We start from the raw sequence: 21,614 nt of genomic DNA on the forward strand, positions 1-21,614 counted from the left end.
AACCTTAAGATGAAATGGAGAAGGGGCATGACATTTACAGATAGGGCAAGGCTTCTGATAGCGGGAGCCGTCACCATGGCTGCGATCGGTTTCGGTTCCGCGCAGGCGCAGCAGAAGTTCGATCTCAGCCCCGAGCAGCCGAACCGGCTGCGGGTTGAAAAGAACGAGAAACGCGTTGCCGAAATCAAGGATTTCAAGTTCGTCGAAAACGGTGTCTTCACCGTCGGCATCAGCTCGAGCGGCAATCTGCCGCTGCATGATTATGCCTCCGATTCCAAAACCGTCATCGGTTACGACGTCGATCTGGCGCAGGCCATCGCCGACAGCCTGGGTCTGAAGCTTGAACTCGTTTCCGTTGCCTGGGCCGATTGGCCGCTGGGGCTGACCTCCGGAAAATTCGACGCGGTGATCTCCAACGTGACGGTCACGGAAGAACGCAAGGAGAAGTTCGATTTCTCGACCTACCGCAAGGATGAGCTTGGCTTCTACGTCAAGGCCGACAGCCCGATCACGGCGATCAAGCAGCCGAAGGATATTGCCGGCCTGAAGGTGATCACCGATGCCGGCACCAACCAGGAGAAGATCCTGCTGGAATGGGATCGCGAGAACGTCGCCGCCGGCCTGAAGCCGATCGAAGTGCAATATTATGACGACGACGCGGTCAAGGATCTCGCCGTTCAGTCCGGCAGAGCAGACACCGTCTTCAGCGTGAACGCGACGCAGGCCTATTCGGCGGGGATCAACGGCAAGACCAAGCTCGTCGGCACCGTCAGCGGCGGTTGGCCGATCACGGCGGAAATTGCCGTCACCACACGCAAGGGCAGCGGCCTGGCTGCTCCATTGACCAATGTCGTCAACGACCTGATCGCCAGCGGCGCCTACCGGAAGATCCTCGATACGTGGAACCTCGGTCCGGAGGCGATCGACAAAGCCCAGACCAACCCGCCCGGCCTGCCGAAGAGCGGCTCCTGATCGATCCCTATTGGGCCGGCGGCAATGCTGCCGGCCATTCCTGCCTGACAATTTGGAGATTGAAGACGATGATTGCCTTTCCGGCATTCCGGACCCTGCTGATCGCCGCCATGGCGTCGGCCCTTTCCTTTGGCGCAACCCATGCAGCCGAGGATTTCGATCTCAGCCCAGAGCAGCCGGGCCGGCTTCACGCCGCCAAGAACGATGCGGCTATCGCTGCGATCCCTAGGGAATTCAAGTTCGTCACGTCAGGCAAGTTCACCATCGCCGTCAGCCCGGGCGGCCCGCCGCTTGCCACCTATGCCACCGACGCCAAGACCGTGGTCGGGGCAGATCCCGATTATGCCTATGCCATCGCCGACAGCCTTGGCCTGACGCTGGAGATCGTGCCGGTCGCCTGGATCGACTGGCCGCTCGGCCTCGTCTCGGGCAAGTATGATGCCGTCATTTCGAACGTCGGCGTCACCGAGCAGCGCAAGGAAAAATTCGATTTCTCCACCTACCGCCAGGGTCTGCACGGTTTCTTCGTGAAATCCGACAGCCCTGTCACCTCGATCAAGGAGCCCACGGATGCGGCAGGCCTCAGGATCATTGTCGGGGCCGGCACCAACCAGGAGCGCATCTTGGTGAAGTGGAGCGAGGAAGATGTTGCCGCGGGCCTGAAACCGATCGAGCTGCAATATTACGACGACGAGGCGGCGAGCCTTCTCGCGCTGCGTTCCGGCCGGGCCGATGTCATCGTCCAACCGCATGCACAGCTTGTCTTCATCGCCGCACGCGACAAGAACATCAAGCGCGTCGGCACGCTGAGTGCCGGCTGGCCGGATCGCTCGGATGTCGCGATCACCACCCGCAAGGGAAGCGGACTGGCCGATGCGCTGACTGCCGCCACCAACGGCCTGATCAAGGATGGCACCTACGCAAAAATCCTCGACCACTGGCATCTTTCCGAGGAAGCCTTGCCGGCATCCGAGACCAACCCGCCCGGCCTGCCGAAATACTGATCATCGGGTGGCACGAGTGGGCAACATATCCATCAGCCATATCGGCTTCCTCACCCCCGGCAATTATCCCGACGAAGATCCGTTGTCGGGATTGGAGCAGACGCTTGAGCAGCTGCAATATGGCGAAGATCTGGGCTTCGACAGCGCCTGGGTCCGCCAGCGGCACCTGGAGCCCGGAATCTCTTCCGCGAGCGCCTCCTGGCAGCGGCGACGCAGCGAACCAGCCGAATCGAGCTTGGAACCGCGGTCATCCCGATCGGCTATGAAAGCCCCTACCGGCTGGCCGAAGATCTCGCCACCGTCGATGTTCTGTCGCGCGGACGGCTGAACATCGGCGTCAGCGCCGGCCGGCCGCTGCACGCCGAGCTGATCGCTCCGCTTGCCTTCGACGGCGACTGGACGGGTTACGATTTCTCGCATGATCGCGTGCTGCGCTTTGCCGACAATCTGCGCGGCACTTATCTCGGTGACGAGCAGACTTTTATCAAGACGCCCTTCGGCCCGCAGCGGCCGCGGCTGCAGCCTTATGCCAAGGGTCTGATCGACCGGATCTGGTATGGCGGCGGGTCGCAGCGCTCGGCCGAATGGGCGGGCAGCAATGGCTTCAACCTGTTGACCGGCAATGTGATAACAGGGGAGGGGACGGATGATTTCTTCATCGCGCAATCGCAGTTGATCGAAACCTATCGCGCCGCGGGCACGCAGCGTCGCGTCGCGCTGGGTCGTGTCATCGTGCCTTTCGACAGCGCCGATGCGGCAACGCGCCGCCGATATCGAGATTATGCCGATGGCCGCCATGAGCGGACGCTTTCGCCGCAGGGCGAGCGGCGCACCTTGTTTGCCCAGGATGTCGTCGGCACAGCGGACGAGATATTGGCGCAGCTTTTTGCCGATCCGATCCTGCCCGAGGTCAGCGAGTTGAGGCTGGAGCTCCCTTACGAGTTCGAGCACGAGCAGTATCGCCAGATTCTCCACGACTTCGTGACGCTGATCGCACCGGAACTCGGATGGAAAGCGCCATCCGACATTCGGGCCGCTTCCTGAAAAATGCCGTCGCCCATTCGACGCCAGGACAATCACCTCACAGGGAACATTCATCAGTGACCAAATCGGTAGAATATTTCTTTTCGATCGGCTCGCCCTGGTCGTATATCGGCTTCGATGCCTTCGCCGAACTTGCGGCGAAGAACGACGTCGTCATCACGCCTTATCTGACGACGGTGGTCGAGGAAAATGGCGGTATCTTCTCGCGCAATCGCCCGGAGATCCGGCGCGCCTACTGGACGCGGGATCTCAAGCGCTGGGCGCGCGTGCGCGGCAAGGAACTGCGGCTCGAACATCGCCCGGATTTGAGCGATCCGACGCCGGCGTCCCTCTTCGTGATTGCCGCCTACCTCGACGGACAGGATTGGATCGGCGTTGCCCGAGCCCTGCAGCATGCCTTCTGGAGCGAGGCGAGGGATATCGGCAAGCCCGATGTGCGCGAGGCGATCGTGACATCAGCAGGTTTCGATGGCGCAGCGCTCCTCAGGCGACAAGCCGACGACGATGTCCAGAACAAGTGGTCGGCGGACCGCGTGCATGCCCGCGACAGCGGCGTCTTCGGCTTTCCCACCTATGTCTTTGACGGCGAGATCTATTGGGGGCAGGACAATTTGCCCTTCCTCGAACGTCATCTTCACGGCGACAAGCCTTAGGCTTGGAATTGCAGCGTCCGGAGGTCGCAGATGTCGATGGCAGTCGGCTTGCAGCTTATGCGTGCTGAAGCGGCGAAGAACGTTTTTTTCAACCAGGCGAACAAGGAGAGATGCACGTTCCTTTAATCTATCAATTTTGTAGACAATAGTTGGGGCAACGCAAAGAGAGGAAAAACCATGTCAGGTTTCAAACTCGTCGGCATCGCTGGCAGCTTCAACCGTCCATCGAAGACATTGGCACTTGTGCGGCACATCGCCGAACGTGCAAGCATTCGCTACGGATTTACCAGCAAGAGCTATGACCTGCATGATGTCGGTCCGTCGCTGGGCAGCGCCTTGTGGCGCAAGGATCTCGACGCGCAGGCCAGGCATGTCGTCGACGAGATCGTGCAGGCCGATGCCCTGATCATCGGCTCGCCGACCTACAAGGGCTCTTATCCCGGCCATTTCAAACACCTCATCGACCTGATCGACCCCCACGAACTTCGGGGCAAGCCGATCATCATCACGGCGACCGGCGGCGGCGACCGGCATGCACTGATGGTCGAGCATCAGCTTCGGCCGCTGTTTGGTTTTTTCATGGCCCATACCTTGCCGACCGCCGTCTATGCGTCCGATCGCGATTTCACGGACTATGCGGTTTCATCCGACGCGCTTTTGGCCCGGATCAACGAAGTGATCGGCGAATTGGCGGCCTTCTTTCCGGGCGCAAACCCGGCCTTGGCGGCAGCCGAGTAAGGATCGTCGCGATGGCTCGATCTCAGGAAGCAACGATCGCCGATGCGGAAAGGCCGGGGGCAAGCGAGCAATTGTGGAGCGTCTTCGAATTCGCCCGACGCTATCGTCTCGCCAAACGCGAGGAGAACCGCCTGCTGATGCTCTACGGACCGACGGCATCGCTTCACGTTCTTCTCGCCAATGCACAACGTCATTCGCTGATTTCGTAGAGCAATTCCAGCAAAAGTGCACAGCGGTTTTGCGTCCGGAATGGCATGAACAAAGAGATAGAGCGCTTCCGTGATTCGAAGAAAAACGGAAATACTCTAGCCGAAGAATACCGGTTCCTGACAGGAGGTTCGCATGAAGCTTGATTTTCACTTCTGGCTGAAGCTTTCGATCGGCCGGTTCCTCGGCCTGAAGCCGCCCGCTGCACGGGAGCCTGTAAACGGATTGTTCGCGCGGGACGACGAGCGCGACCGCTCCGCGCGCGAATACGAACTCCATTATTGGGGCACCATGCCCGGCCTTTGGTATTGAGGAGAACGGCGTGATGGCGATTGTCGTTGAGACTGGCCTGCGTCGGCACGGTGCGAGAAGAGCGGAAGGCAGCGTCATGTCGCATTTCAGGCATGCGGCCGGAATCTGCACGATCGTCAGCTCCTTCACATTCCTGTTTGCCCTGGTGATCGGGTGGATCTGATGAGTGATGTCCGATGTTTGCCCCGATCGGGAAAAAGACCGACGCGCAGCTTCAGAGAGGATGCCGTCAGATGATCGACGTACTTATTCTTCCCGGGCTTTTCGGCTCGGGAGAAGGACATTGGCAACAGCACTGGCTGCAGGATCAGCCGGGCAGTCGTTGCGTCGCCCAGGACGACTGGGATCATCCGAACATTGACAACTGGCTGCTGCGGCTGGAAGGCGCGCTTGAAGAGGCCGGCGAGGCCTATCTCGTTGCCCATAGTCTCGGATGCCTGCTTGCCGCCCGCTTGGCCGGGCGAAGTGCAGCGCGGCGCGTCAAGGGAGCATTGCTCGTTGCTCCATGCGATTTGCCGGCCACCGAAAACCTGCACCCGGGGCATATCTCGTTTGGCGCCATGCCGACGGCGCCTTTGCCTTTTCCAAGCATCGTCGTCGGCAGCATGAACGATGCCTACATGACGGTCGATCGGTTGACCCTGTTCGGCCGCCTCTGGAATGCCGAGACCCGGAATATCGGCCTTGCCGGGCACATCAATGTCGCCAGCGGCTTTGGCCGCTGGCGCAACGGCTACCGGATGCTGGACGCCTTGAAGACGCAGGAACGCGGTCGAAGGCAAAGCTTTTCGATGCCGCCGGCTTTTGCAATGTGAGACAGAGTGGAATGTCCGATATTGTCTCAGACCTGCTGCGCCTCAGCGAGGATCCGAATGCCGATCCGAGGACCCAGCGCCGCCAAACCATGGAGCGGCTGGTGCAGACGCTGCTCGCCATGGCCGATGCCGAAATGGGATCGGAAGATCCGCAGCATCGCCATTCCATCATTCATTTGACGACGATCATCCGCGAGATGACGGGAAGGATCGCAGAGGCCGATGATGCGACGTTTTCGGCAATCGTCAGGGAGGCCGCGATGCTGATACGCAGCCTGCAGCGGCGCCAGGCCGATGCGGCCAGATTTACGGTGCACTGACGCATGACGGATATTCGCGAGCATACACAGTCTGCGGTCCGGGGAAGCAGACTTTTGCTGACCGGATCAACAATGGCTCTAACGGACGAGCTCGTATCGTTGAGCCTTCGCCCCGCGATCGATGTCGGCCCGGAGCCACACCGAAAACCGCTGAGCGAAGCGGAGGTGGAGATCCTCGCCAACCGGCTTCTCGATGAGTCTACCGGCGCCCCGCTTTGGATCTTCGCCTATGGATCATTGATATGGAAGCCGGACTTCGACGCCGTCGAATCGCAGCATGGCGCAGCAAGAGGGTGACATCGCTCCTTCTGCCTGCAGATGACCCGCTGGCGGGGAACGCGTGCCCAGCCGGGTCTGATGATGGCACTTGACCGCGGTGGACGTTGCAACGGCGTCGTCTTCAGGCTTGCCGATGATGATCGCCTTGGCCAGATTCGGCGGTTGATCCGCCGTGAAGTCGGCACGATCGAAGACGCGGCGACGGTTCGCTGGATCCCGGTCGCGACAGCGCATGGGCTGGTGCGCGCGCTGGTCTTTTGGGCTGGTCCGAAGGGCGAGCGCGTTTCCCGCAAATTGCCGCTGGAGACGGTGGCGCAGGTGCTTGCGAGAGCCTGCGGACATATGGGTTCCTGCGCCGAATATCTGTATCTGACGGTGAAGCATCTGGAGGAACGCGGCATCCGGGACCGCAATTTATGGCGGCTTCAGAAGCTCGTTGCAGCCGAGCTTGTCGCCATACACGGGCTGAACGCGGCAGCAGGAAGCCATTGAATAGGGCTCCCTGCCGCCATCTGGTCAGAGCTTGCCCTTCCAGGGCACGAGGAACGCCTCCAGGAAACGAATGGCCGCCGAGAAGGTGAATGCGCAGATCGCGATAATGCCGATGCCGACGAAGACGACGTCGGTCGCCAGGAACTGTGAAGCCGACATGATCATGAAACCGATCCCGCGCGTGGACGCGATCAATTCAGCCGCAACCAGCGTACCCCAGCCGACACCGAGCGCAATCCGGATGCCGGTGAGGATCTCGGGCAAGGCGGATGGCAGGACGATGTCCAGGAAGAGCTGCAGCCGGCTCGCGCCCAGCGAACGCCCGGCATTGACGCGCTCGATCGGCAGCGAACGAACGCCGGCCTGGGCTGAAAGGCAGATCGGTGCAAACATCGCAAGCACCAGCAGCGTGATCTTCGACGTCTCGCCGATGCCGAGCCAGATGATCATCAGCGGCAGGTAGGAGAGCGGCGGAAGCGGCCAGTAAAACTCGATCGGCGCGTCGAGCACCCCTTTTGCCCAGCGGTTGAGGCCCATGAGCAATCCGAGCGGAATGCCGGCCGAGATGGCGATGAAGGCGGCGACCACGATGCGGAACAGGCTCGCAAAAACATGCTCGGACAGCGACGCTCCGGCGTAACCGTTGCGGTAAATGGCGCCGATCTGTGTCAGCACCTCGTCCGGACGCGGCAGAAACAAGTGGGGGACGACACCGAGCGCGGAGACGAGCCACCACAACAGCACTATGGCCAGCGCTGTCGCAACGCTGATGGCCACCGTCGATTTCTCGCCGGGGCCGAAGCCTGCCATTTTCACCAGCTTGACCTGGCGGTCCTCTCTACCAGCCGCAATCGGCTGGGCCTGCACTATGTCGCTCATGCGGCGCTCCTCAGGTCTTCGGTGCTGTGGAGAATGGCGCGGATCTCCTCGCGCAGCTCGGCAAATTGCGGCGACGCCTTGATCGATCGGGCGTCGCCGGTCTCGGCGAAGCGGCGAACGAAATCCAGATCGAAGCGTGCCACGACGCGCCCCGGTCGAGGCGACATGACCAGCACCTGCGTGCCCAGGAACAGGGCCTCTTCGATCGAGTGCGTGATGAAGAAGACCTTCTTTGCCGTTTTATCCCAGATGGAAACCAGCAGTTCCTGCATCTGCTCGCGTGTCAGGCTGTCGAGTGCGCCAAACGGCTCGTCCATCAGCAGGATGTCGGGATTTGTCGCCAGAGCCCGCGCGATGCCGACACGCTGGCGCATGCCGCCCGACAGCTCGTAGGGAAAAGCGCCGGCGAATTCGTCGAGGCCGACGAGCCGGAGAAGCTCCAGGGCGCGCGCTTGGCGCTCCTTGCGCTTGACCCCGGCGAATTTCAAACCGAGCGCGACATTGTCGACAACCGATTTCCAGGGCAGCAGCGAGTCTTTCTGAAAAACGACGCCACGATCCGCGCCGGGTTGTTCGACCGCGCGGCCATCGAGCGTGATCCGGCCATCCGAAAGCGGAAGGAAGCCGGCAATCGCGTTGAGAAGGGTTGATTTGCCGCATCCTGATGCTCCGAGCGCGACGACGAAGCCCCGCTCGGGAATATCGAAGGAAACGCGATCGAGCGCGTGAACGGTCCGCCCGTCGCGGGCTGCGAAGAAAACGCTGGCGTGATCGACTTTAAGCATGTTGCCGCTCGCAGGTTCGACGCCGGCGCAACGACTGCGCCGGCGTCAGGGAGGATCAGTTGCTGACGCCGGTGAGGGCATCTGCGGTGACGAAGGCGCCGTAATTCGCCAGCACGTCGGAAACCTTGCCCTGTTCCTTCAGAAACGATGCCGTGTCCTTGAGGATCTTGCCGGCACCGGCCTTTTCGCCGCCGCCGAGCCAGGCATCCGATGCCTGAACCTCAGGTGTCAGAAGTGTGAGGTTCTTCAAAGCCGAGGCCTGCTGATCGGCTGTTCCGCCGAGAAGCTTGGCAAGCGACTTGGCGTTGTCGCTGTCGGGACCCCAGGCGGATTTGTCCGATGCGAAGGACGCGTAGTATTTGTTGATGACCGATGCGAAACCCTTCAGAAAGTCCGGGTTGTCGGCGGCAAATGTCGAGGTCGCGACCCAGGCCGAGAATGTTGGCGCACCCTTGTCTGCCACCTCCTTGGAGGTCACCAGAACCTTCCCGTTCTTCTTCAGTTCGGTCAGCGCCGGATCCCAGACGAAGCCGCCGTCGATGTCGCCGCGATTATAGCTGGCGACGATCTCGGGCTGAGGGATTGCGAAGACCTGAACGTCCTTTTCGGTCAGGCCCAGCGATTTGATCAGCGCCAGGAGCTGATAGTGGTCCGTGGATACCGGCGCGGCCGCGAGCTTCTTGCCCTTCAGATCATTCAGGCTTTCGATGCCGGAACCGTTGCGGACGACGAGAGCCTCGTCGATGCCCGAGATGGAGGCGAGGTAAAAGGCCTTGACCTCGAGCCCGCGTGATACCGCGGCCGCAAACGGGCTGGAGCCGACATAGCCGACCTGGACGTCGCCGGAGGCAATCGCCGCAAAGATTTCGGCGCCCGAGTTAAACCTGCGGAAGTCGATCTCGTATCCCGTCTCCTTGGCGAATTCGCCATTGCCGATCGCCACGGAAGACGGCAAGGCATCGGTTTGATAGGCGACGACGACCTTCTTGTCCGCCCCTTCAGCGACAACAGCCGTTGCAAGAGTGCTGACGCCGACGGCGATTGCGGCAACCAAATTCCTAAAATTCATTTTGAGCCCCTTTGTTCAGGGCCGCATGGCCCTTGATCTCACCCTCAAAAGCGTAATGGTTGGGGAGGGGCTAGCGGGAGAAATAACAAACTATATTTATAGACTATAGAGATAATTGTTTTCGTGATTCTGCCGCTCGTGCGATCAGCAGGGACCGGCGAGCGACACGAGGCTTGAATGACCAAATGTCTCGATGACGTTCTGAGCTTCAGGGAGAATGCATTTGACATATGATGTTATCGTGGTCGGTTCCGGTTTTTCAGCGATCGCGGTTACCTGCAATCTCATCGAACAGCTTCCGGCTTCGGCGAAGGTCGCCGTCGTCGGCGACGATCCTGGTTTCGGCCGCGGGACGGCCTACCGGACGGAGCTCTATCTCCATCGCCTCAATGTTCCCGCCGGCCGCATGAGCCTCTTGCCGCATCAACCCGACGACTTTGTCGACTGGCTGAAAAGCCATGGACGCCCGTTGAAGGCCGGCGATTTCGCTTCGCGCAGCGATTACGGTCTTTATGTCCGCGATACGCTTGCTCGGCTGCTTCGAAAGCGGGACGGCCGTTGCCGGGTCGATTTCATCAAGGCCAAGGCGGCGGGATGCGTGGAACGTTACAGCAGCACGCTGGCCTTCCATCTCGGCAATGGTGACGAGATTGCCGGAAAGAACGTGGTGCTTTGCCTTGGCGTCGGGAACGCGACCCTGCCGGTCGCTCCGGACGGAGTCCCGCCATCGCTGCGATCGCGGATCATCGAGAACCCGTGGCGGCTTTCGTGGCTGAGGCGCGTCGCACCATCCGATGCGGTGTGTATCCTCGGATCCGGCCTGACGATGATCGATCAGGTGCTCGCGCTTCGCGCTCATGGCCACGCCGGCAAGATCGATGTGCTTTCGCGGCGTGGGCTTGCGCCGCTCGGACACGCGTGGAAGCCGCCAGCACCTCTGCCGATCGACGTCGAGACGCTTCCAGATACGATCAGCGGCATATTGAAGACCCTGCGGGGAAAGAGCCGGACGGTTGCCGACTGGCGAGCCGTGATGGACGGTCTGAGGCCTGCAACGCAGGCTCTCTGGCAACGGCTTTCGAGCAGGGAGCGCGCACGCTTACTCAGGCATGCGCTTCCCTGGTGGAACATCCATCGTCACCGGGTCGCGCCTGACGTGTTCGACAGGTTTGAGAAGCTGGTCTTAGACGGAACCGTTCGTTTCCACGCGGGCTTCCTGAAATCGCTCGGGGCCGAGGAGGGCCGGCTCGTTGCCAGCTACAGGGTCAGATCAACGCGCGAGATCGCCGAGATCAGGGCGGACTGGCTCGTCAACTGCACGGGAATGGAGCGGGCCGGGATCAGTCATTCACCGCTTTTGAAGGAAATGAGCCGCTTTGAGTTGATCGTCCCCGATCCTCTTGGTCTTGGGATCCAGGTGGATGCCGCTTCCGAGGTGATAGCCCCGTCCCGTATCTCGCCGGCCCGACTGTTTGCGGTCGGCGCCCTGACGGCAGGACAATTCTGGGAGATTACGGCCGTTCCGGATATCCGGGTTCAGGCCAAAGTCGTGGTCGAGGAGATTGTTTTGAGAGGCTAGCTCCCGACGTATCAGCAGCAGATCAAGGTGCTACATCGTCCTTTGCGCGTCTGACAAGACGGGCGGCGCCATAGGTCGGCACGGCGCTTGTTGAATTGCCGGCCGCTGCCAGCTACAGTATCTGGTACGCCATAATACGATTCTTGCATTCGGCCGCGGCGGCGGAAGTTGAGCGTGCAAAGTCCAACACTGAGGTAGACAATGAGCGGTGCTCTGAAGGACGCAATTCGAGTCGAGCGTCCTGCAAAGACCTTGCGGGAATTGGCACTCGACAAGGTCCGCGAAGCCATCGTCAACGGATATTTTCGTCCCGGAGATCGCCTTGTCGAGCGTGACCTCTGCGCCCAGCTCGGCGTCAGCCGAACAGTCGTGCGCGAGGTTCTGAGGCATCTGGAATCGGAAGGGCTTGTCGCCATTCTGCCGAACAAGGGGCCGATCGTCGCGCAGCTCGACATCGACGAAGCCAAACAGATCTATGAGATCCGTGGCGCGCTGGAAGGCATGGCGGCGCGGCTGTGCGCGGAGCGCCGCAGCCCGGAGATCGTCGCTGCGCTGGAGGAATCTCTGGCCGGGATCCGCAACAGTTACCGCGACAACGACATGGCGGCTGTGCTGACGAACACCTCTTCCTTCTATCACACGCTGTTCACCATGGTTGACAGGAATGTTGCCTGGGGTGTCGTCAATCTCCTCACCGTGCGCATAAACCACCTGCGCTCGATGACGATCAAGACGGAGAGACGCGGCATCGAAGGGCCGCTGCAGATGTCGAAGATCGTCGACGCCATCCGCCGCGGCGACGGCGAAGGGGCTTACCGGGCCGCGATGGATCACGTCGCCGCCGCGAGCGCGATCGCCGAAGCAGTGCTGTCCGCCAAGAAGCTTGCCGAATAGGCACGAGCAAAGCCCTGACACTTCCCCACGGGCCTGGCAAAGCGCTCATCTCAGCTGTCGATATCACTCCATTCGCGATGAATGTTCCGCGCAATTTAGCGGAACCCATACTCCGCGCTTGACACCCAACTTTGTCCAATGTGATGGTATGCCATATTAAGTAATATGTAAGGCGGTACCATGAACTGGGATGACCGTGACTTCTGGACTCGGCCTGCCTCCGCGGGGCGCCGCCATGTCGTTTGTCAGCTGACAACGCGCTGACGGGAAGAAAGCGCTGCCCGGTGGGTCGAGAGTGCGCGCGCGCCAAATTGAAAAACTCCGCCTCGGCCTGAACTGCGTCCTCGCAGGAACCAACTTGACACTCGTGTATTATGGTATACCATAATACAAAATTGAGAAATGAGGTGCTCGATGGCCATTCAAATTCGCAAGACGGGACTGCAGATCGAAACGACGCTGATCGAAGGCGGCAAGGCCGCGGCGGTTCCGCTGAAGCTGTTTACCGCCTTCGCGGTCGTGAAGAATCCCTGGGCCGGTCGCGGCTTCGTCGATGACCTCAAGCCCGAAATTCACGCAGGCGCTCCAGTGCTCGGCGAGTTGCTGACCAAGATGATCATCGAGGCGGTCGGGTCCGGCGAGGCTGTCGAGGGCTATGGAAAGTCTGCCGTCGTCGGCCTGGACGGCGAGATCGAACACGGGTCCGCGCTTATCCACACGCTGCGTTTCGGCAATTTTTATCGCCAGGCCGTCGGCGCCAAGTCCTATCTCGCCTTCTGCAACACACGCGGTCCTGCAAATGCGCCGATCATGATCCCGCTGATGGACAAGAACGATGAAGGCCGCCGTTCGCACTACCTGACCATCCAGACGTCGATCCCCGACGCGCCCGCTGCCGACGAGATCGTCGTGGCCCTCGGCGCTTCGATAGGCGGGCGCCCGCATCACCGTATCGGCGACCGCTACCAGGATCTGAAAGACCTGGGGCAGGACGTTGCCAATCCTGCGGGCGTTTGAAGGAGCGCTCTGAGATGCTGACAGCCGGATCGACCACACGCACCGCTGCAGCAACAAATGCCGCCGGTGCCTTGCCCCGAAGGAAGACGGCAAGCGGAACGGCCTATCATGAGGCCGGCAGCGGCGAGCCGCTGGTTCTCATTCATGGCGTCGGCATGCGGCTCGAGGCCTGGGCTCCGCAGATTGCATTTCTGTCTGCAGGCCATCGCGTCATCGCTGTCGATATGCCGGGACATGGGGAGAGCGCAATGCTGCCGGCGGGCAGTCGGCTCGAGGAGTTCGTCGCCTGGTTCGGACGTTTTCTCGACGAGATGGCAATCGACACGGCAAATGTTGCCGGGCACTCGATGGGCGCACTGGTTTCAGGAGGGGCGGCCGCGACCTTTGGCGAGCGTATCAGCCGTGTCGCCTACCTCAACGGTGTCTACAGGCGTGACCCTGAGGCAAAGGCCGCCGTGCTTTCGCGGGCTGCGGCCATTCCGGTATCGGGCGTCGACAAGGAAGGTCCGCTGGCCCGCTGGTTCGGCGAAGATGCGGACAGCGTCACCGCGCGTGAATTGACGCGAAAATGGCTAAACCTCGTCGATCCCCAGGGATATGCCGTCGCTTACGCCGCCTTCGCGGGAGGAGACGAGACCTATGCTGACGGCTGGAAAGACGTGGCTGGTCCGGCGCTGTTTCTGACGGGGTCCGATGATCCGAACTCGACGCCCTTGATGGCGACACAAATGGCAGAGCTTGCGCCGCGGGGCTACGCCCGCATCGTCGAAGGGCATCGTCATATGGTGAACCTGACCGCGCCTGATATCGTCAATTCGCTGCTCGCTGAGTGGCTGTCGTTCGGGGAGGATGGACGATGACAATCCAGACTGTCGACCCAAGAGCACTGCGAGATGCATTCGGGGCTTTTCCGACCGGGGTGACTGTCGTCACCGCCTGCGACGGGGATGGACATCCGATCGGCTTCACAGCGAACTCCTTCACCTCAGTCTCGCTTAATCCGCCTTTGCTGCTCGTCTGCCTTGCCAAGTCGTCGCGCAATTTCGCCACCATGACCGGCGCGCAGCATTTTGCGATCAACGTGCTTTCGGAAATGCAGAAAGACGTGTCGAACACTTTTGCTCGCCCGGTCGAGGACAGGTTTGCGGCGGTCGAATGGGCCAAGGGATCGGCAGGCTGCCCGATATTCTCGAACGTTGCAGCCTGGTTCGAATGCGCCATGGAAGAGGTCATCGAGGCTGGCGACCACGTCATCTTGATGGGCCGCATCGAAGCTTTCGACAATAGCGGCCGCAACGGTCTCGGCTATGCGCGTGGAGGCTATTTCACGCCGACGCTCGCAAGCAAGGCAGTGTCCGCGGCAAGCGAAGGCAATATGGAACTTGCGGCCGTTGTCGAGCGCCGCGGGGAGGTTCTGCTGCTCGGCGAGGATGTGCTCTCCCTGCCAAGTGTCGACGCCCATGACGGCAGCCCGACCGAGGCACTGCAAAAATACCTGGAGACATCAACCGGGCTGAAGGTCAGCATCGGCTTTCTCTATTCGGTTTATGAGGGCAAAAGCGACGGCAAGCAGCACATCGTCTATCACGCCGTTGCCGGAGAGGGCGAGCCTGCCGGCGGCAGGTTCCTGAAGCCTGACGCGTTGGTTGCGGCAAAGTTCAAGACCAGTTCGACCGCCGATATCGTCAGCCGTTTCGCGATGGAAAGCTCGATCGGCAATTTCGGCGTCTATTTCGGCGACGAGACCGGCGGCACTGTTCACCCAATTCCAGTCAAGGACGCAAAAGCATGAAGTTCTCCCTCTTCGTCCATATGGAACGGCTCGACGCTAATCAAAGCCATAAGAGCCTCTACGAGGAATTCGTCGCGCTCTGCGAGATCGCCGACAAGGGCGGTATGCACGCGATCTGGACGGGTGAGCACCACGGCATGGATTTCACCATTGCGCCCAATCCGTTCGTGACCATTGCCGATCTGGCGCGCCGCACATCGCGGGTGCGGCTCGGGACGGGGACGGTGATCGCCCCCTTCTGGCATCCGATCAAGCTTGCCGGCGAGGCGGCCATGGCCGACATCATCTGCGATGGACGACTCGATATCGGTATCGCGCGCGGAGCCTATTCCTTCGAATACGAGCGTCTGTTGCCCGGTCTCGATGCCTGGGGTGCCGGTCAGCGCATGCGTGAGCTCATCCCGGCGGTCAAGGGCATATGGGCCGGCGACTACGCGCATGACGGGGAATTCTTCAAGTTTCCGTCGACCACGTCGGCGCCGAAACCGCTGCAGCAGCCGAACCCGCCCATCTGGGTTGCCGCGCGCGATCCGAACTCGCACGAATTTGCCGTCGCCAACGGCTGCAACGTTCAGGTCACGCCGCTCTGGCAGGGCGACGACGAGGTTCAGTCGTTGATGGAGCGCTTCAACGACGCCTGCACCAAGAATCCCGAGATCGAGCGGCCCAAGATCATGTTGCTGCGCCATACCTATGTCGGCTCGTCAGAGGACGATGTCGCCCAGGCCGCCCATGAACTCAGCGTCTACTACAATTACTTCTTCGCCTGGTTCAAGAATGAGAAGCCGGTTACCCAGGGTCTGATCGAACGGATCCCGGACGAACAGGTCAGAGCAAACGCGATGCTGTCGGACCAGGTCATGCGCACCAACAATGTCGTTGGCGACGCTGAGACCGTCATCGCCCGGCTCAAGGCGTATGAGGCGCTGGGCTATGACGAATATTCCTTCTGGATCGACACCGGCATGAGCTTCGAGCGCAAGAAGGCGTCGCTCGAGCGCTTCATCACCGAGGTCATGCCAGCATTTCAGGAGTAAGACCATGCGGCGTTTCCAGCACTATATCGACGGCGAATTCTCAGATGGCGAGGCTAGCTATCCGAGCATTGATCCCGCCTCCGGCGCGGTCTGGGCTGAGATGCCCGAAGCGCGCGAGGGCGATGTCGATCGGGCTGTCAACGCGGCTGACAGGGCACTTTACGAAGGCGCCTGGCCGAAAATGACGGCCACCCAACGCGGCAAGCTGCTTTACAAGCTGGCCGACCTGGTTGCTGCCAACGCGCAGGTGCTGGCTGAACTGGAGACGCGCGACACCGGCAAGATCATCCGCGAAACATCGGCGCAGATCGCTTATGTCGCCGAATACTATCGCTACTATGCCGGCATCGCCGACAAGATCGAAGGCGCCTACCTGCCGATCGACAAGCCTGACATGGATGTCTGGCTTCGCCGCGAGCCGATCGGCGTCGTTGCGATGGTCGTGCCGTGGAACAGCCAGCTTTTCCTGTCCGCGGTGAAGATCGGCCCGGCGCTCGCGGCCGGCTGCACGATGGTGGTCAAGGCCTCGGAAGACGGGCCGGCGCCGCTTCTCGAATTTGCACGGCTCGTGCACGAGGCAGGCTTTCCCGCCGGCGTCGTCAACATCATCACCGGTTTCGGCGCCTCCTGCGGCGCTGCCCTCGGCCGGCACCCGAAAGTCGCGCATGTCGCTTTTACCGGCGGTCCTGAAACCGCCCGGCACGTCCTTCGCAACTCGGCCGAAAACCTCGCCTCCACCTCGCTTGAACTTGGCGGCAAGTCGCCGTTCATCGTCTTTGCCGATGCAGACCTCGAGAGCGCTGCCAACGCCCAGGTCGCGGGCATTTTCGCCGCGACAGGGCAGAGCTGTGTTGCCGGGTCACGGCTGATCGTCGAACGCAACGTCAAGGATAAATTCGTCGCCCTGCTGCGGGAGAAGGCGGAGGCGATCCGGATCGGTGCGCCGCTCGATATGGCGACCGAAGTCGGCCCGCTTGCCACCAAGCGCCAGCAGGACAATATCGGCGCTCTCGTCGCCAAGTCGATCGAAAGTGGCGCCCGCCTCGTCACGGGAGGACGCAAGATCGACGGCGACGGCTATTATTTCCCGCCGACGATTCTCGACTGCGACGATGTCGCCTCGCCGTCGCTGATCGAGGAGTTCTTCGGGCCGGTCTTGTCCGTCGTGTCGTTCGAGACGGAGGCCGAAGCGCTGCGGCTTGCCAACGATACCCGTTATGGCCTGGCTTCCGGCGTCTTCACCCAGAACCTCACCCGGGCGCACCGGCTGATGAAGGGGCTCCGTGCCGGGATCGTCTGGGTCAACACCTACCGCGTGGTATCACCGATCGCGCCGTTCGGCGGTTTCGGCCTGTCGGGCCATGGCAGGGAAGGCGGCATGGCCGCGGCGCTCGACTATACCCGCACCAAGACGATCTGGCTCAGGACATCGGACGATCCGATCCCCGATCCCTTCGTGATGAGGTAGCGCCGATGTTTTACGAAATCCGCACCTATCGGCTGAAGAACGGCACCATCCCGCAATATCTCAAGGTCGTCGAGGAAGAGGGGATCGAGATCCAGAAGAGCCATCTCGGCACGCTCGTCGGCTATTTTTTCTCGGAGATCGGAACGATCAACGAGATCGTTCACATCTGGGCCTTTACGAGCCTGGACGACCGGGAGGCGAGGCGCCAGAGGCTTCTGGCCGATCCCCGGTGGCAGGCCTTCCTGCCCAAGATCCGCGATCTGATCGAAGTAGCGGAAAACAAGATTATGAAGCCAGCTAACTTTTCTCCCAGGAGCGAGGCGCACTGACGGCATAAGGCATACCCGTAGGACAAACCAGAACAAGGATAAGGGAACATGAAAACAATATTTGCTTTCGCGGCGGTTGCCGCATTCGTGGCTGTGTCCGGACCGGCACACGCCGACAACATGGTCTTCTCGAGCTGGGGAGGAACGACCCAGGACGCGCAGAAGGCTGCATGGGCAAGCCCATTCACCGAGAAGACCGGCATTACCGTCGTGCAGGACGGGCCGACGGATTACGGCAAGCTCAAGGCGATGGTCGAGGCTGGCCAGGTCACCTGGGACGTTGTCGACGTCGAAGGCGACTATGCCGCCCAGGCCGGCAAGAATGGCCAGCTGGAAAAACTCGATTTCTCCGTCATCGACAAATCCAAGCTCGATCCGCGCTTCGTGACCGACTATTCGGTCGGCAGTTTCTATTATTCCTTCGTGATCGGCTGCAATGCCGATGCCGTCAGCGCCTGCCCGAAGACCTGGGCGGATCTGTTCGACACGACTAAGTTTCCGGGAAAGCGCACATTCTACAAGTGGTCGGCTCCCGGCGTGATCGAAGCGGCGCTGCTTGCCGACGGCGTGGCTGCCGACAAGCTCTATCCGCTTGATCTCGACCGCGCCTTCAAGAAGCTCGATACGATCAAATCGGATATCGTCTGGTGGTCGGGCGGCGCACAGTCGCAGCAGCTTCTGGCATCCGCCGAGGCTCCCTTCGGCAGCATCTGGAACGGCCGCATGACCGCGCTTGCGGCGAGCGGTATCAAGACCGAGACCTCATGGGAACAGAACATTACCGCTGCGGATTCGCTCGTCGTGCCGAAGGGTTCGCCGAACGCGGAAGCCGCGATGAAGTTCATTGCAATGGCGACCGCGGCCGAACCGCAGGCCGCCCTTGCAAAAGCCACCGGATATGCACCAATCAACGTTGACTCGGCCAAGCTGATGGATCCGGAGACGGCCAAGTCCCTGCCGGATCAGCAGACGGCCAGCCAGGTGAATGCCGACATGAACTACTGGGCTGATAATCGCGATGCCATCGGCGAGAAGTGGTACGCCTGGCAGGCGAAGTAGCCTGAAACTTGAGAACGGGCACGGCGGATGTTCGCCGTGCCCCCCGCAGCGTCGGTGCCGTTTGTTGGACCTCGGCGCCTGCGGAATTTGACGGGTGGGAAGGACTGTCATGTCGACATATAGCGATGCCTCCGGCGCAATTGCGCCCCTGCCAAAGGTGCGCAGGGCAACAGGGTTCGGCGGGGTCCTTCCGGCGCTCGCCTTCGTGACGATCTTTTTCATCGCGCCGGTGGCGGTACTCTTGCTGCGCAGCGTGCTGGAACCGGTGCCGGGCTTTGGAAACTATGCGCAGCTGATCGGGTCCGCGACCTATCTCAAGATTTTCGCCAACACCTTCATCGTCTCGGGTCTCGTCACGGTGATTTCGCTGCTGATCGGATTTCCCGTTGCCTGGGCACTGGCAATCATGCCCGGGCGGCTGACCTCGGTAATCTTTGCGATCCTGCTCCTGTCGATGTGGACCAACCTGCTGGCCCGCACCTATGCCTGGATGGTGCTGCTGCAGCGGACGGGGCTCATTAACAAGATGCTGATCGGAATGGGGCTGATCGACAAACCTTTGGCACTGGTCAACAACCTGACCGGGGTGACGATCGGCATGACATATATCATGCTACCCTTCATCATCCTGCCGCTCTACGGCGTGATCAGGAAGATCGACCCGTCGACCCTGCAGGCGGCAGCACTTTGCGGCGCCAACCGGTGGCAGTGCCTGACCCGTGTCCTGCTGCCCTTGGCCATGCCGGGCATGGCGGCCGGTGCCCTCATGGTCTTCGTCATGTCGCTTGGTTATTTCGTCACGCCGTCGCTTCTCGGCGGCACTGCGAACATGATGCTCGCGGAGCTGATCGCCCAATTCGTGCAGTCGCTGGTCAACTGGGGAATGGGAGGTGCCGCGGCGCTGGTGCTCCTCGTGGTGACCCTGTCGCTTTATGCCGTGCAGCTGCGCTTCCTCGGCAACCAGAACCCGGGAGGGCGTTGACATGTTGCTCAACTTCGATCGGCTCGGCTGGTGGAAATATATCCTGCTGGCGATCACGCTTCTGACCGCGGCCTTTCTGCTGCTGCCGATCGTCTTTATCGCGGCGCTCTCCTTCGGCTCCTCGCAATGGCTGATCTTTCCGCCGCCCAGCTGGACGCTTCAATGGTACAGCGAACTCTTTGCCGATCCGCGCTGGCTGGAATCGGCCTGGACGAGCTTCAAGATCGCGGTCATCGTGACGATCCTGTCAGTGCTGCTCGGGCTCGTGACCTCCTTCGGGCTGGTGCGCGGCTCGTTCCTGTTCCGCGATGCGCTGAAAGCGCTGTTCCTGACGCCGATGATCCTTCCCGTCGTGGTTCTTGCGGTCGCCCTCTACGCCTTCTTTCTGAGGATTGGTCTTGGCGGCACGTTGGTAGGCTTTGTCATTTCGCACCTCGTTCTTGCGCTGCCCTTCTCGATCCTGTCCATCTCAAGTGCGCTGGAGGGCTTCGACAAGTCGATCGAGGATGCGGCCGTTCTGTGCGGCGCCTCGCCTCTGGAAGCAAAGATCAGGGTCACCCTGCCGGCGATCAGCCATGGGCTGTTTTCGGCGGCCGTCTTCTCGTTCCTGACATCCTGGGACGAGGTGGTGGTGGCGATCTTCATGTCCAGCCCGACCCTGCAGACGCTGCCGGTAAAAGTATGGGCGACGCTCCGGCAGGACCTGACGCCGGTTGTCGCTGCGGCGTCGACCCTTCTTATCCTTTTGACGATCATCTTGATGGCGCTGGTTGCCGTCGTGCGTAAGGTACTGAAACAATGAAAGAACCATTCCTTCAGATCCGCGGAATACGCAAGGAATACGGCCCTGTCGTCGCCGTCCACGACGTCAATCTCGACGTCCGGCGTGGGGAGTTCCTGACCTTTCTCGGACCGTCCGGATCCGGAAAAAGCACCACCCTCTACATCCTGGCCGGTTTTGAAACGCCGACGAAAGGCGACATCACGCTGGAGGGCAAGACCCTGCTCGACACGCCGTCGCACAAGCGCAACATCGGCATGGTGTTCCAGCGCTACACCCTGTTTCCGCATCTGACGGTGGGCGAAAACATCGCATTCCCGCTGAAGGTCAGGCGCAAGTCCAAAGCCGAGGTCGACAGCAAGGTGAAGGAGATGCTGCGCCTCGTCCGGCTCGAAGGCTTCGAGGATCGCAAGCCTGCGCAAATGTCCGGCGGCCAGCAGCAGCGCGTCGCCCTTGCCAGAGCCCTTGCCTATGATCCGCCGGTGCTTCTGATGGACGAGCCGTTGTCGGCGCTCGACAAGAAGCTGCGCGAGGAAATCCAGCATGAGATACGCCGGATCCATCAGCAGACCGAAGTGACGATCCTCTATGTCACCCACGACCAGGAGGAGGCGTTGCGGCTCTCCGATCGCATCGCCGTCTTTTCCAAGGGTGTCATCGATCAGATCGGCACGGGGCCGGAACTCTACGCCAATCCGCGGACCCGCTTCGTTGCCGAATTCATCGGCGACAGCGACTTCATTTCATGCGACCTACTGTCATCCTCCGATGGGCAGGCCACCATTTCGCTTGGCGGCGGCAGCGTCTTCAATCATATTCCGGTGCATGGAAAAGGAACCTCCGGGACGAGGGCAGCCCTGATGCTGAGGCCTGAGCGCATTCGATTGTCCCGCGCCCAAGCGGCGGGAGCGGGTCTTGCCGCAACTGTCAGCGACATTACCTTTCTCGGCAACAATATTCACGTCTCGACCGAGACGGCGACAGGCGAGGCGCTGGCGGTTCGCTTGCCGTTCGGTCACGAGGCTATCGCGGGGCTCAGCCGTGGCGATATAGTCCATCTGAATTTCGATCCCGGTGCTGCTCACGTATTCTGTTGAAAGTTGTCAT

Annotated in this window: 24 protein-coding genes and 2 pseudogenes; 23 read left to right on the plus strand and 3 right to left on the minus strand. The window is 61.0% G+C overall.

What is annotated here, in order from left to right; all coding sequences use genetic code 11:
* Positions 1-27 precede the first annotated feature (27 nt).
* From HFO99_RS12085 to HFO99_RS12135, 11 genes and pseudogenes are all read left to right on the plus strand, one after another.
* Positions 28-972, plus strand: coding sequence for an ABC transporter substrate-binding protein (locus tag HFO99_RS12085; RefSeq protein ID WP_222361424.1), 945 nt, complete (start codon positions 28-30; stop codon positions 970-972).
* 68 nt (positions 973-1,040) lie between these two features.
* Positions 1,041-1,976 (plus strand): ABC transporter substrate-binding protein, encoded by a 936-nt coding sequence (locus HFO99_RS12090; protein WP_222361426.1) that lies wholly within the window; start codon positions 1,041-1,043, stop codon positions 1,974-1,976.
* A 16-nt stretch (positions 1,977-1,992) separates the two neighbouring features.
* Positions 1,993-3,020 (plus strand): annotated as a pseudogene (locus HFO99_RS12095) (LLM class flavin-dependent oxidoreductase).
* A 56-nt stretch (positions 3,021-3,076) separates the two neighbouring features.
* Positions 3,077-3,673 carry a 2-hydroxychromene-2-carboxylate isomerase gene (locus HFO99_RS12100; RefSeq protein ID WP_131709612.1) on the plus strand — a complete coding sequence of 199 codons (597 nt, stop codon included), beginning with the start codon at positions 3,077-3,079 and terminating at the stop codon, positions 3,671-3,673.
* Positions 3,674-3,850: 177 nt separating this feature from the next.
* On the plus strand, positions 3,851-4,411 hold the full coding sequence (gene msuE, locus HFO99_RS12105; RefSeq protein WP_222251788.1) for an FMN reductase: 561 nt from the start codon (positions 3,851-3,853) through the stop codon (positions 4,409-4,411).
* A gap of 11 nt (positions 4,412-4,422) precedes the next feature.
* Positions 4,423-4,620 (plus strand): hypothetical protein, encoded by a 198-nt coding sequence (locus tag HFO99_RS12110; RefSeq protein ID WP_130674234.1) that lies wholly within the window; start codon positions 4,423-4,425, stop codon positions 4,618-4,620.
* A 133-nt stretch (positions 4,621-4,753) separates the two neighbouring features.
* Positions 4,754-4,930 (plus strand): hypothetical protein, encoded by a 177-nt coding sequence (locus tag HFO99_RS12115; protein WP_222251789.1) that lies wholly within the window; start codon positions 4,754-4,756, stop codon positions 4,928-4,930.
* Positions 4,931-4,943: 13 nt separating this feature from the next.
* Complete coding sequence (locus HFO99_RS12120; protein ID WP_179040288.1) at positions 4,944-5,093, plus strand: hypothetical protein; 150 nt, start codon at positions 4,944-4,946, stop codon at positions 5,091-5,093.
* A gap of 70 nt (positions 5,094-5,163) precedes the next feature.
* Positions 5,164-5,745 (plus strand): RBBP9/YdeN family alpha/beta hydrolase, encoded by a 582-nt coding sequence (locus HFO99_RS12125; protein ID WP_222361428.1) that lies wholly within the window; start codon positions 5,164-5,166, stop codon positions 5,743-5,745.
* An 11-nt stretch (positions 5,746-5,756) separates the two neighbouring features.
* On the plus strand, positions 5,757-6,065 hold the full coding sequence (locus HFO99_RS12130) for a hypothetical protein (RefSeq protein WP_018071749.1): 309 nt from the start codon (positions 5,757-5,759) through the stop codon (positions 6,063-6,065).
* Between the two features lie 3 nt (positions 6,066-6,068).
* Positions 6,069-6,836, plus strand: a pseudogene (locus HFO99_RS12135) (gamma-glutamylcyclotransferase).
* A gap of 24 nt (positions 6,837-6,860) precedes the next feature.
* Here the strand turns inward: HFO99_RS12135 and HFO99_RS12140 are convergent.
* The 3 genes from HFO99_RS12140 to tauA are packed head-to-tail and all read right to left on the minus strand — an operon-like array spanning position 6,861 to position 9,569.
* Positions 6,861-7,715: an ABC transporter permease subunit gene (locus HFO99_RS12140; RefSeq protein WP_222361430.1), complete on the minus strand. Its 855-nt coding sequence runs from the start codon at positions 7,713-7,715 to the stop codon at positions 6,861-6,863.
* Positions 7,712-8,500, minus strand: coding sequence for a taurine ABC transporter ATP-binding protein (locus HFO99_RS12145; RefSeq protein WP_075225077.1), 789 nt, complete (start codon positions 8,498-8,500; stop codon positions 7,712-7,714). The genes HFO99_RS12140 and HFO99_RS12145 overlap by 4 nt, the downstream gene beginning before the upstream one ends.
* A 55-nt stretch (positions 8,501-8,555) precedes the next feature.
* Positions 8,556-9,569, minus strand: coding sequence for a taurine ABC transporter substrate-binding protein (gene tauA / locus HFO99_RS12150; protein ID WP_222361432.1), 1,014 nt, complete (start codon positions 9,567-9,569; stop codon positions 8,556-8,558).
* Positions 9,570-9,786: 217 nt separating this feature from the next.
* Between tauA and HFO99_RS12155 the strand changes: the two genes are divergently transcribed.
* The 12 genes from HFO99_RS12155 to HFO99_RS12210 all read left to right on the plus strand — a co-directional run bounded on the left by HFO99_RS12155 (position 9,787) and on the right by HFO99_RS12210 (position 21,604).
* Entirely contained in the window at positions 9,787-11,148 is a 1,362-nt protein-coding gene (locus HFO99_RS12155) for an FAD/NAD(P)-binding protein (protein ID WP_222361434.1), read from the plus strand.
* Positions 11,149-11,349: 201 nt separating this feature from the next.
* The gene (locus tag HFO99_RS12160) at positions 11,350-12,042 is read left to right on the plus strand and encodes a GntR family transcriptional regulator (protein ID WP_222361436.1); all 693 of its coding nucleotides are present in this window, start codon (positions 11,350-11,352) and stop codon (positions 12,040-12,042) included.
* 414 nt (positions 12,043-12,456) lie between these two features.
* Positions 12,457-13,059: an amino acid synthesis family protein gene (locus tag HFO99_RS12165; RefSeq protein ID WP_018071756.1), complete on the plus strand. Its 603-nt coding sequence runs from the start codon at positions 12,457-12,459 to the stop codon at positions 13,057-13,059.
* A gap of 14 nt (positions 13,060-13,073) precedes the next feature.
* Positions 13,074-13,919: an alpha/beta fold hydrolase gene (locus tag HFO99_RS12170; protein WP_222361438.1), complete on the plus strand. Its 846-nt coding sequence runs from the start codon at positions 13,074-13,076 to the stop codon at positions 13,917-13,919.
* On the plus strand, positions 13,916-14,851 hold the full coding sequence (locus HFO99_RS12175; protein WP_222361440.1) for a flavin reductase family protein: 936 nt from the start codon (positions 13,916-13,918) through the stop codon (positions 14,849-14,851). The genes HFO99_RS12170 and HFO99_RS12175 overlap by 4 nt, the downstream gene beginning before the upstream one ends.
* Entirely contained in the window at positions 14,848-15,888 is a 1,041-nt protein-coding gene (locus tag HFO99_RS12180; RefSeq protein ID WP_222361442.1) for an LLM class flavin-dependent oxidoreductase, read from the plus strand. The genes HFO99_RS12175 and HFO99_RS12180 overlap by 4 nt, the downstream gene beginning before the upstream one ends.
* Positions 15,889-15,892: 4 nt before the next feature.
* On the plus strand, positions 15,893-17,356 hold the full coding sequence (locus tag HFO99_RS12185) for an aldehyde dehydrogenase (protein ID WP_222361444.1): 1,464 nt from the start codon (positions 15,893-15,895) through the stop codon (positions 17,354-17,356).
* A gap of 5 nt (positions 17,357-17,361) precedes the next feature.
* Entirely contained in the window at positions 17,362-17,685 is a 324-nt protein-coding gene (locus HFO99_RS12190) for an NIPSNAP family protein (protein WP_024323787.1), read from the plus strand.
* Between the two features lie 48 nt (positions 17,686-17,733).
* Positions 17,734-18,744, plus strand: coding sequence for a polyamine ABC transporter substrate-binding protein (locus tag HFO99_RS12195; RefSeq protein WP_222309020.1), 1,011 nt, complete (start codon positions 17,734-17,736; stop codon positions 18,742-18,744).
* 109 nt (positions 18,745-18,853) lie between these two features.
* Positions 18,854-19,726, plus strand: a complete 873-nt coding sequence (locus HFO99_RS12200; protein ID WP_222334579.1) for an ABC transporter permease — start codon at positions 18,854-18,856, stop codon at positions 19,724-19,726.
* 1 nt (position 19,727) lies between these two features.
* Positions 19,728-20,528 carry an ABC transporter permease gene (locus tag HFO99_RS12205; protein ID WP_075225088.1) on the plus strand — a complete coding sequence of 267 codons (801 nt, stop codon included), beginning with the start codon at positions 19,728-19,730 and terminating at the stop codon, positions 20,526-20,528.
* Complete coding sequence (locus tag HFO99_RS12210) at positions 20,525-21,604, plus strand: ABC transporter ATP-binding protein (protein ID WP_130657557.1); 1,080 nt, start codon at positions 20,525-20,527, stop codon at positions 21,602-21,604. Before HFO99_RS12205 ends, HFO99_RS12210 begins: the two co-directional genes overlap by 4 nt.
* The last annotated feature ends 10 nt before the right edge of the window (positions 21,605-21,614 follow it).

Origin of the sequence: Rhizobium leguminosarum (genome assembly GCF_019798305.1) — a bacterium.
GTDB lineage: Bacteria > Pseudomonadota > Alphaproteobacteria > Rhizobiales > Rhizobiaceae > Rhizobium > Rhizobium leguminosarum_U.

Excerpts from the sequence above, each read along its gene's own strand:
- HFO99_RS12085 (WP_222361424.1), top strand. The coding sequence starts at position 28 with ATGACATTTACAGATAGGGCAAGGCTTCTGATAGCGGGAGCCGTCACC.
- HFO99_RS12090 (WP_222361426.1), top strand. The coding sequence starts at position 1,041 with ATGATTGCCTTTCCGGCATTCCGGACCCTGCTGATCGCCGCCATGGCG.
- msuE (WP_222251788.1), top strand. The coding sequence starts at position 3,851 with ATGTCAGGTTTCAAACTCGTCGGCATCGCTGGCAGCTTCAACCGTCCA.
- HFO99_RS12110 (WP_130674234.1), top strand. The coding sequence starts at position 4,423 with ATGGCTCGATCTCAGGAAGCAACGATCGCCGATGCGGAAAGGCCGGGG.
- HFO99_RS12115 (WP_222251789.1), top strand. The coding sequence starts at position 4,754 with ATGAAGCTTGATTTTCACTTCTGGCTGAAGCTTTCGATCGGCCGGTTC.
- HFO99_RS12120 (WP_179040288.1), top strand. The coding sequence starts at position 4,944 with ATGGCGATTGTCGTTGAGACTGGCCTGCGTCGGCACGGTGCGAGAAGA.
- HFO99_RS12125 (WP_222361428.1), top strand. The coding sequence starts at position 5,164 with ATGATCGACGTACTTATTCTTCCCGGGCTTTTCGGCTCGGGAGAAGGA.
- HFO99_RS12130 (WP_018071749.1), top strand. The coding sequence starts at position 5,757 with ATGTCCGATATTGTCTCAGACCTGCTGCGCCTCAGCGAGGATCCGAAT.
- HFO99_RS12140 (WP_222361430.1), bottom strand. The coding sequence starts at position 7,715 with ATGAGCGACATAGTGCAGGCCCAGCCGATTGCGGCTGGTAGAGAGGAC.
- HFO99_RS12145 (WP_075225077.1), bottom strand. The coding sequence starts at position 8,500 with ATGCTTAAAGTCGATCACGCCAGCGTTTTCTTCGCAGCCCGCGACGGG.
- tauA (WP_222361432.1), bottom strand. The coding sequence starts at position 9,569 with ATGAATTTTAGGAATTTGGTTGCCGCAATCGCCGTCGGCGTCAGCACT.
- HFO99_RS12155 (WP_222361434.1), top strand. The coding sequence starts at position 9,787 with ATGCATTTGACATATGATGTTATCGTGGTCGGTTCCGGTTTTTCAGCG.
- HFO99_RS12160 (WP_222361436.1), top strand. The coding sequence starts at position 11,350 with ATGAGCGGTGCTCTGAAGGACGCAATTCGAGTCGAGCGTCCTGCAAAG.
- HFO99_RS12165 (WP_018071756.1), top strand. The coding sequence starts at position 12,457 with ATGGCCATTCAAATTCGCAAGACGGGACTGCAGATCGAAACGACGCTG.
- HFO99_RS12170 (WP_222361438.1), top strand. The coding sequence starts at position 13,074 with ATGCTGACAGCCGGATCGACCACACGCACCGCTGCAGCAACAAATGCC.
- HFO99_RS12175 (WP_222361440.1), top strand. The coding sequence starts at position 13,916 with ATGACAATCCAGACTGTCGACCCAAGAGCACTGCGAGATGCATTCGGG.
- HFO99_RS12180 (WP_222361442.1), top strand. The coding sequence starts at position 14,848 with ATGAAGTTCTCCCTCTTCGTCCATATGGAACGGCTCGACGCTAATCAA.
- HFO99_RS12185 (WP_222361444.1), top strand. The coding sequence starts at position 15,893 with ATGCGGCGTTTCCAGCACTATATCGACGGCGAATTCTCAGATGGCGAG.
- HFO99_RS12190 (WP_024323787.1), top strand. The coding sequence starts at position 17,362 with ATGTTTTACGAAATCCGCACCTATCGGCTGAAGAACGGCACCATCCCG.
- HFO99_RS12195 (WP_222309020.1), top strand. The coding sequence starts at position 17,734 with ATGAAAACAATATTTGCTTTCGCGGCGGTTGCCGCATTCGTGGCTGTG.
- HFO99_RS12200 (WP_222334579.1), top strand. The coding sequence starts at position 18,854 with ATGTCGACATATAGCGATGCCTCCGGCGCAATTGCGCCCCTGCCAAAG.
- HFO99_RS12205 (WP_075225088.1), top strand. The coding sequence starts at position 19,728 with ATGTTGCTCAACTTCGATCGGCTCGGCTGGTGGAAATATATCCTGCTG.
- HFO99_RS12210 (WP_130657557.1), top strand. The coding sequence starts at position 20,525 with ATGAAAGAACCATTCCTTCAGATCCGCGGAATACGCAAGGAATACGGC.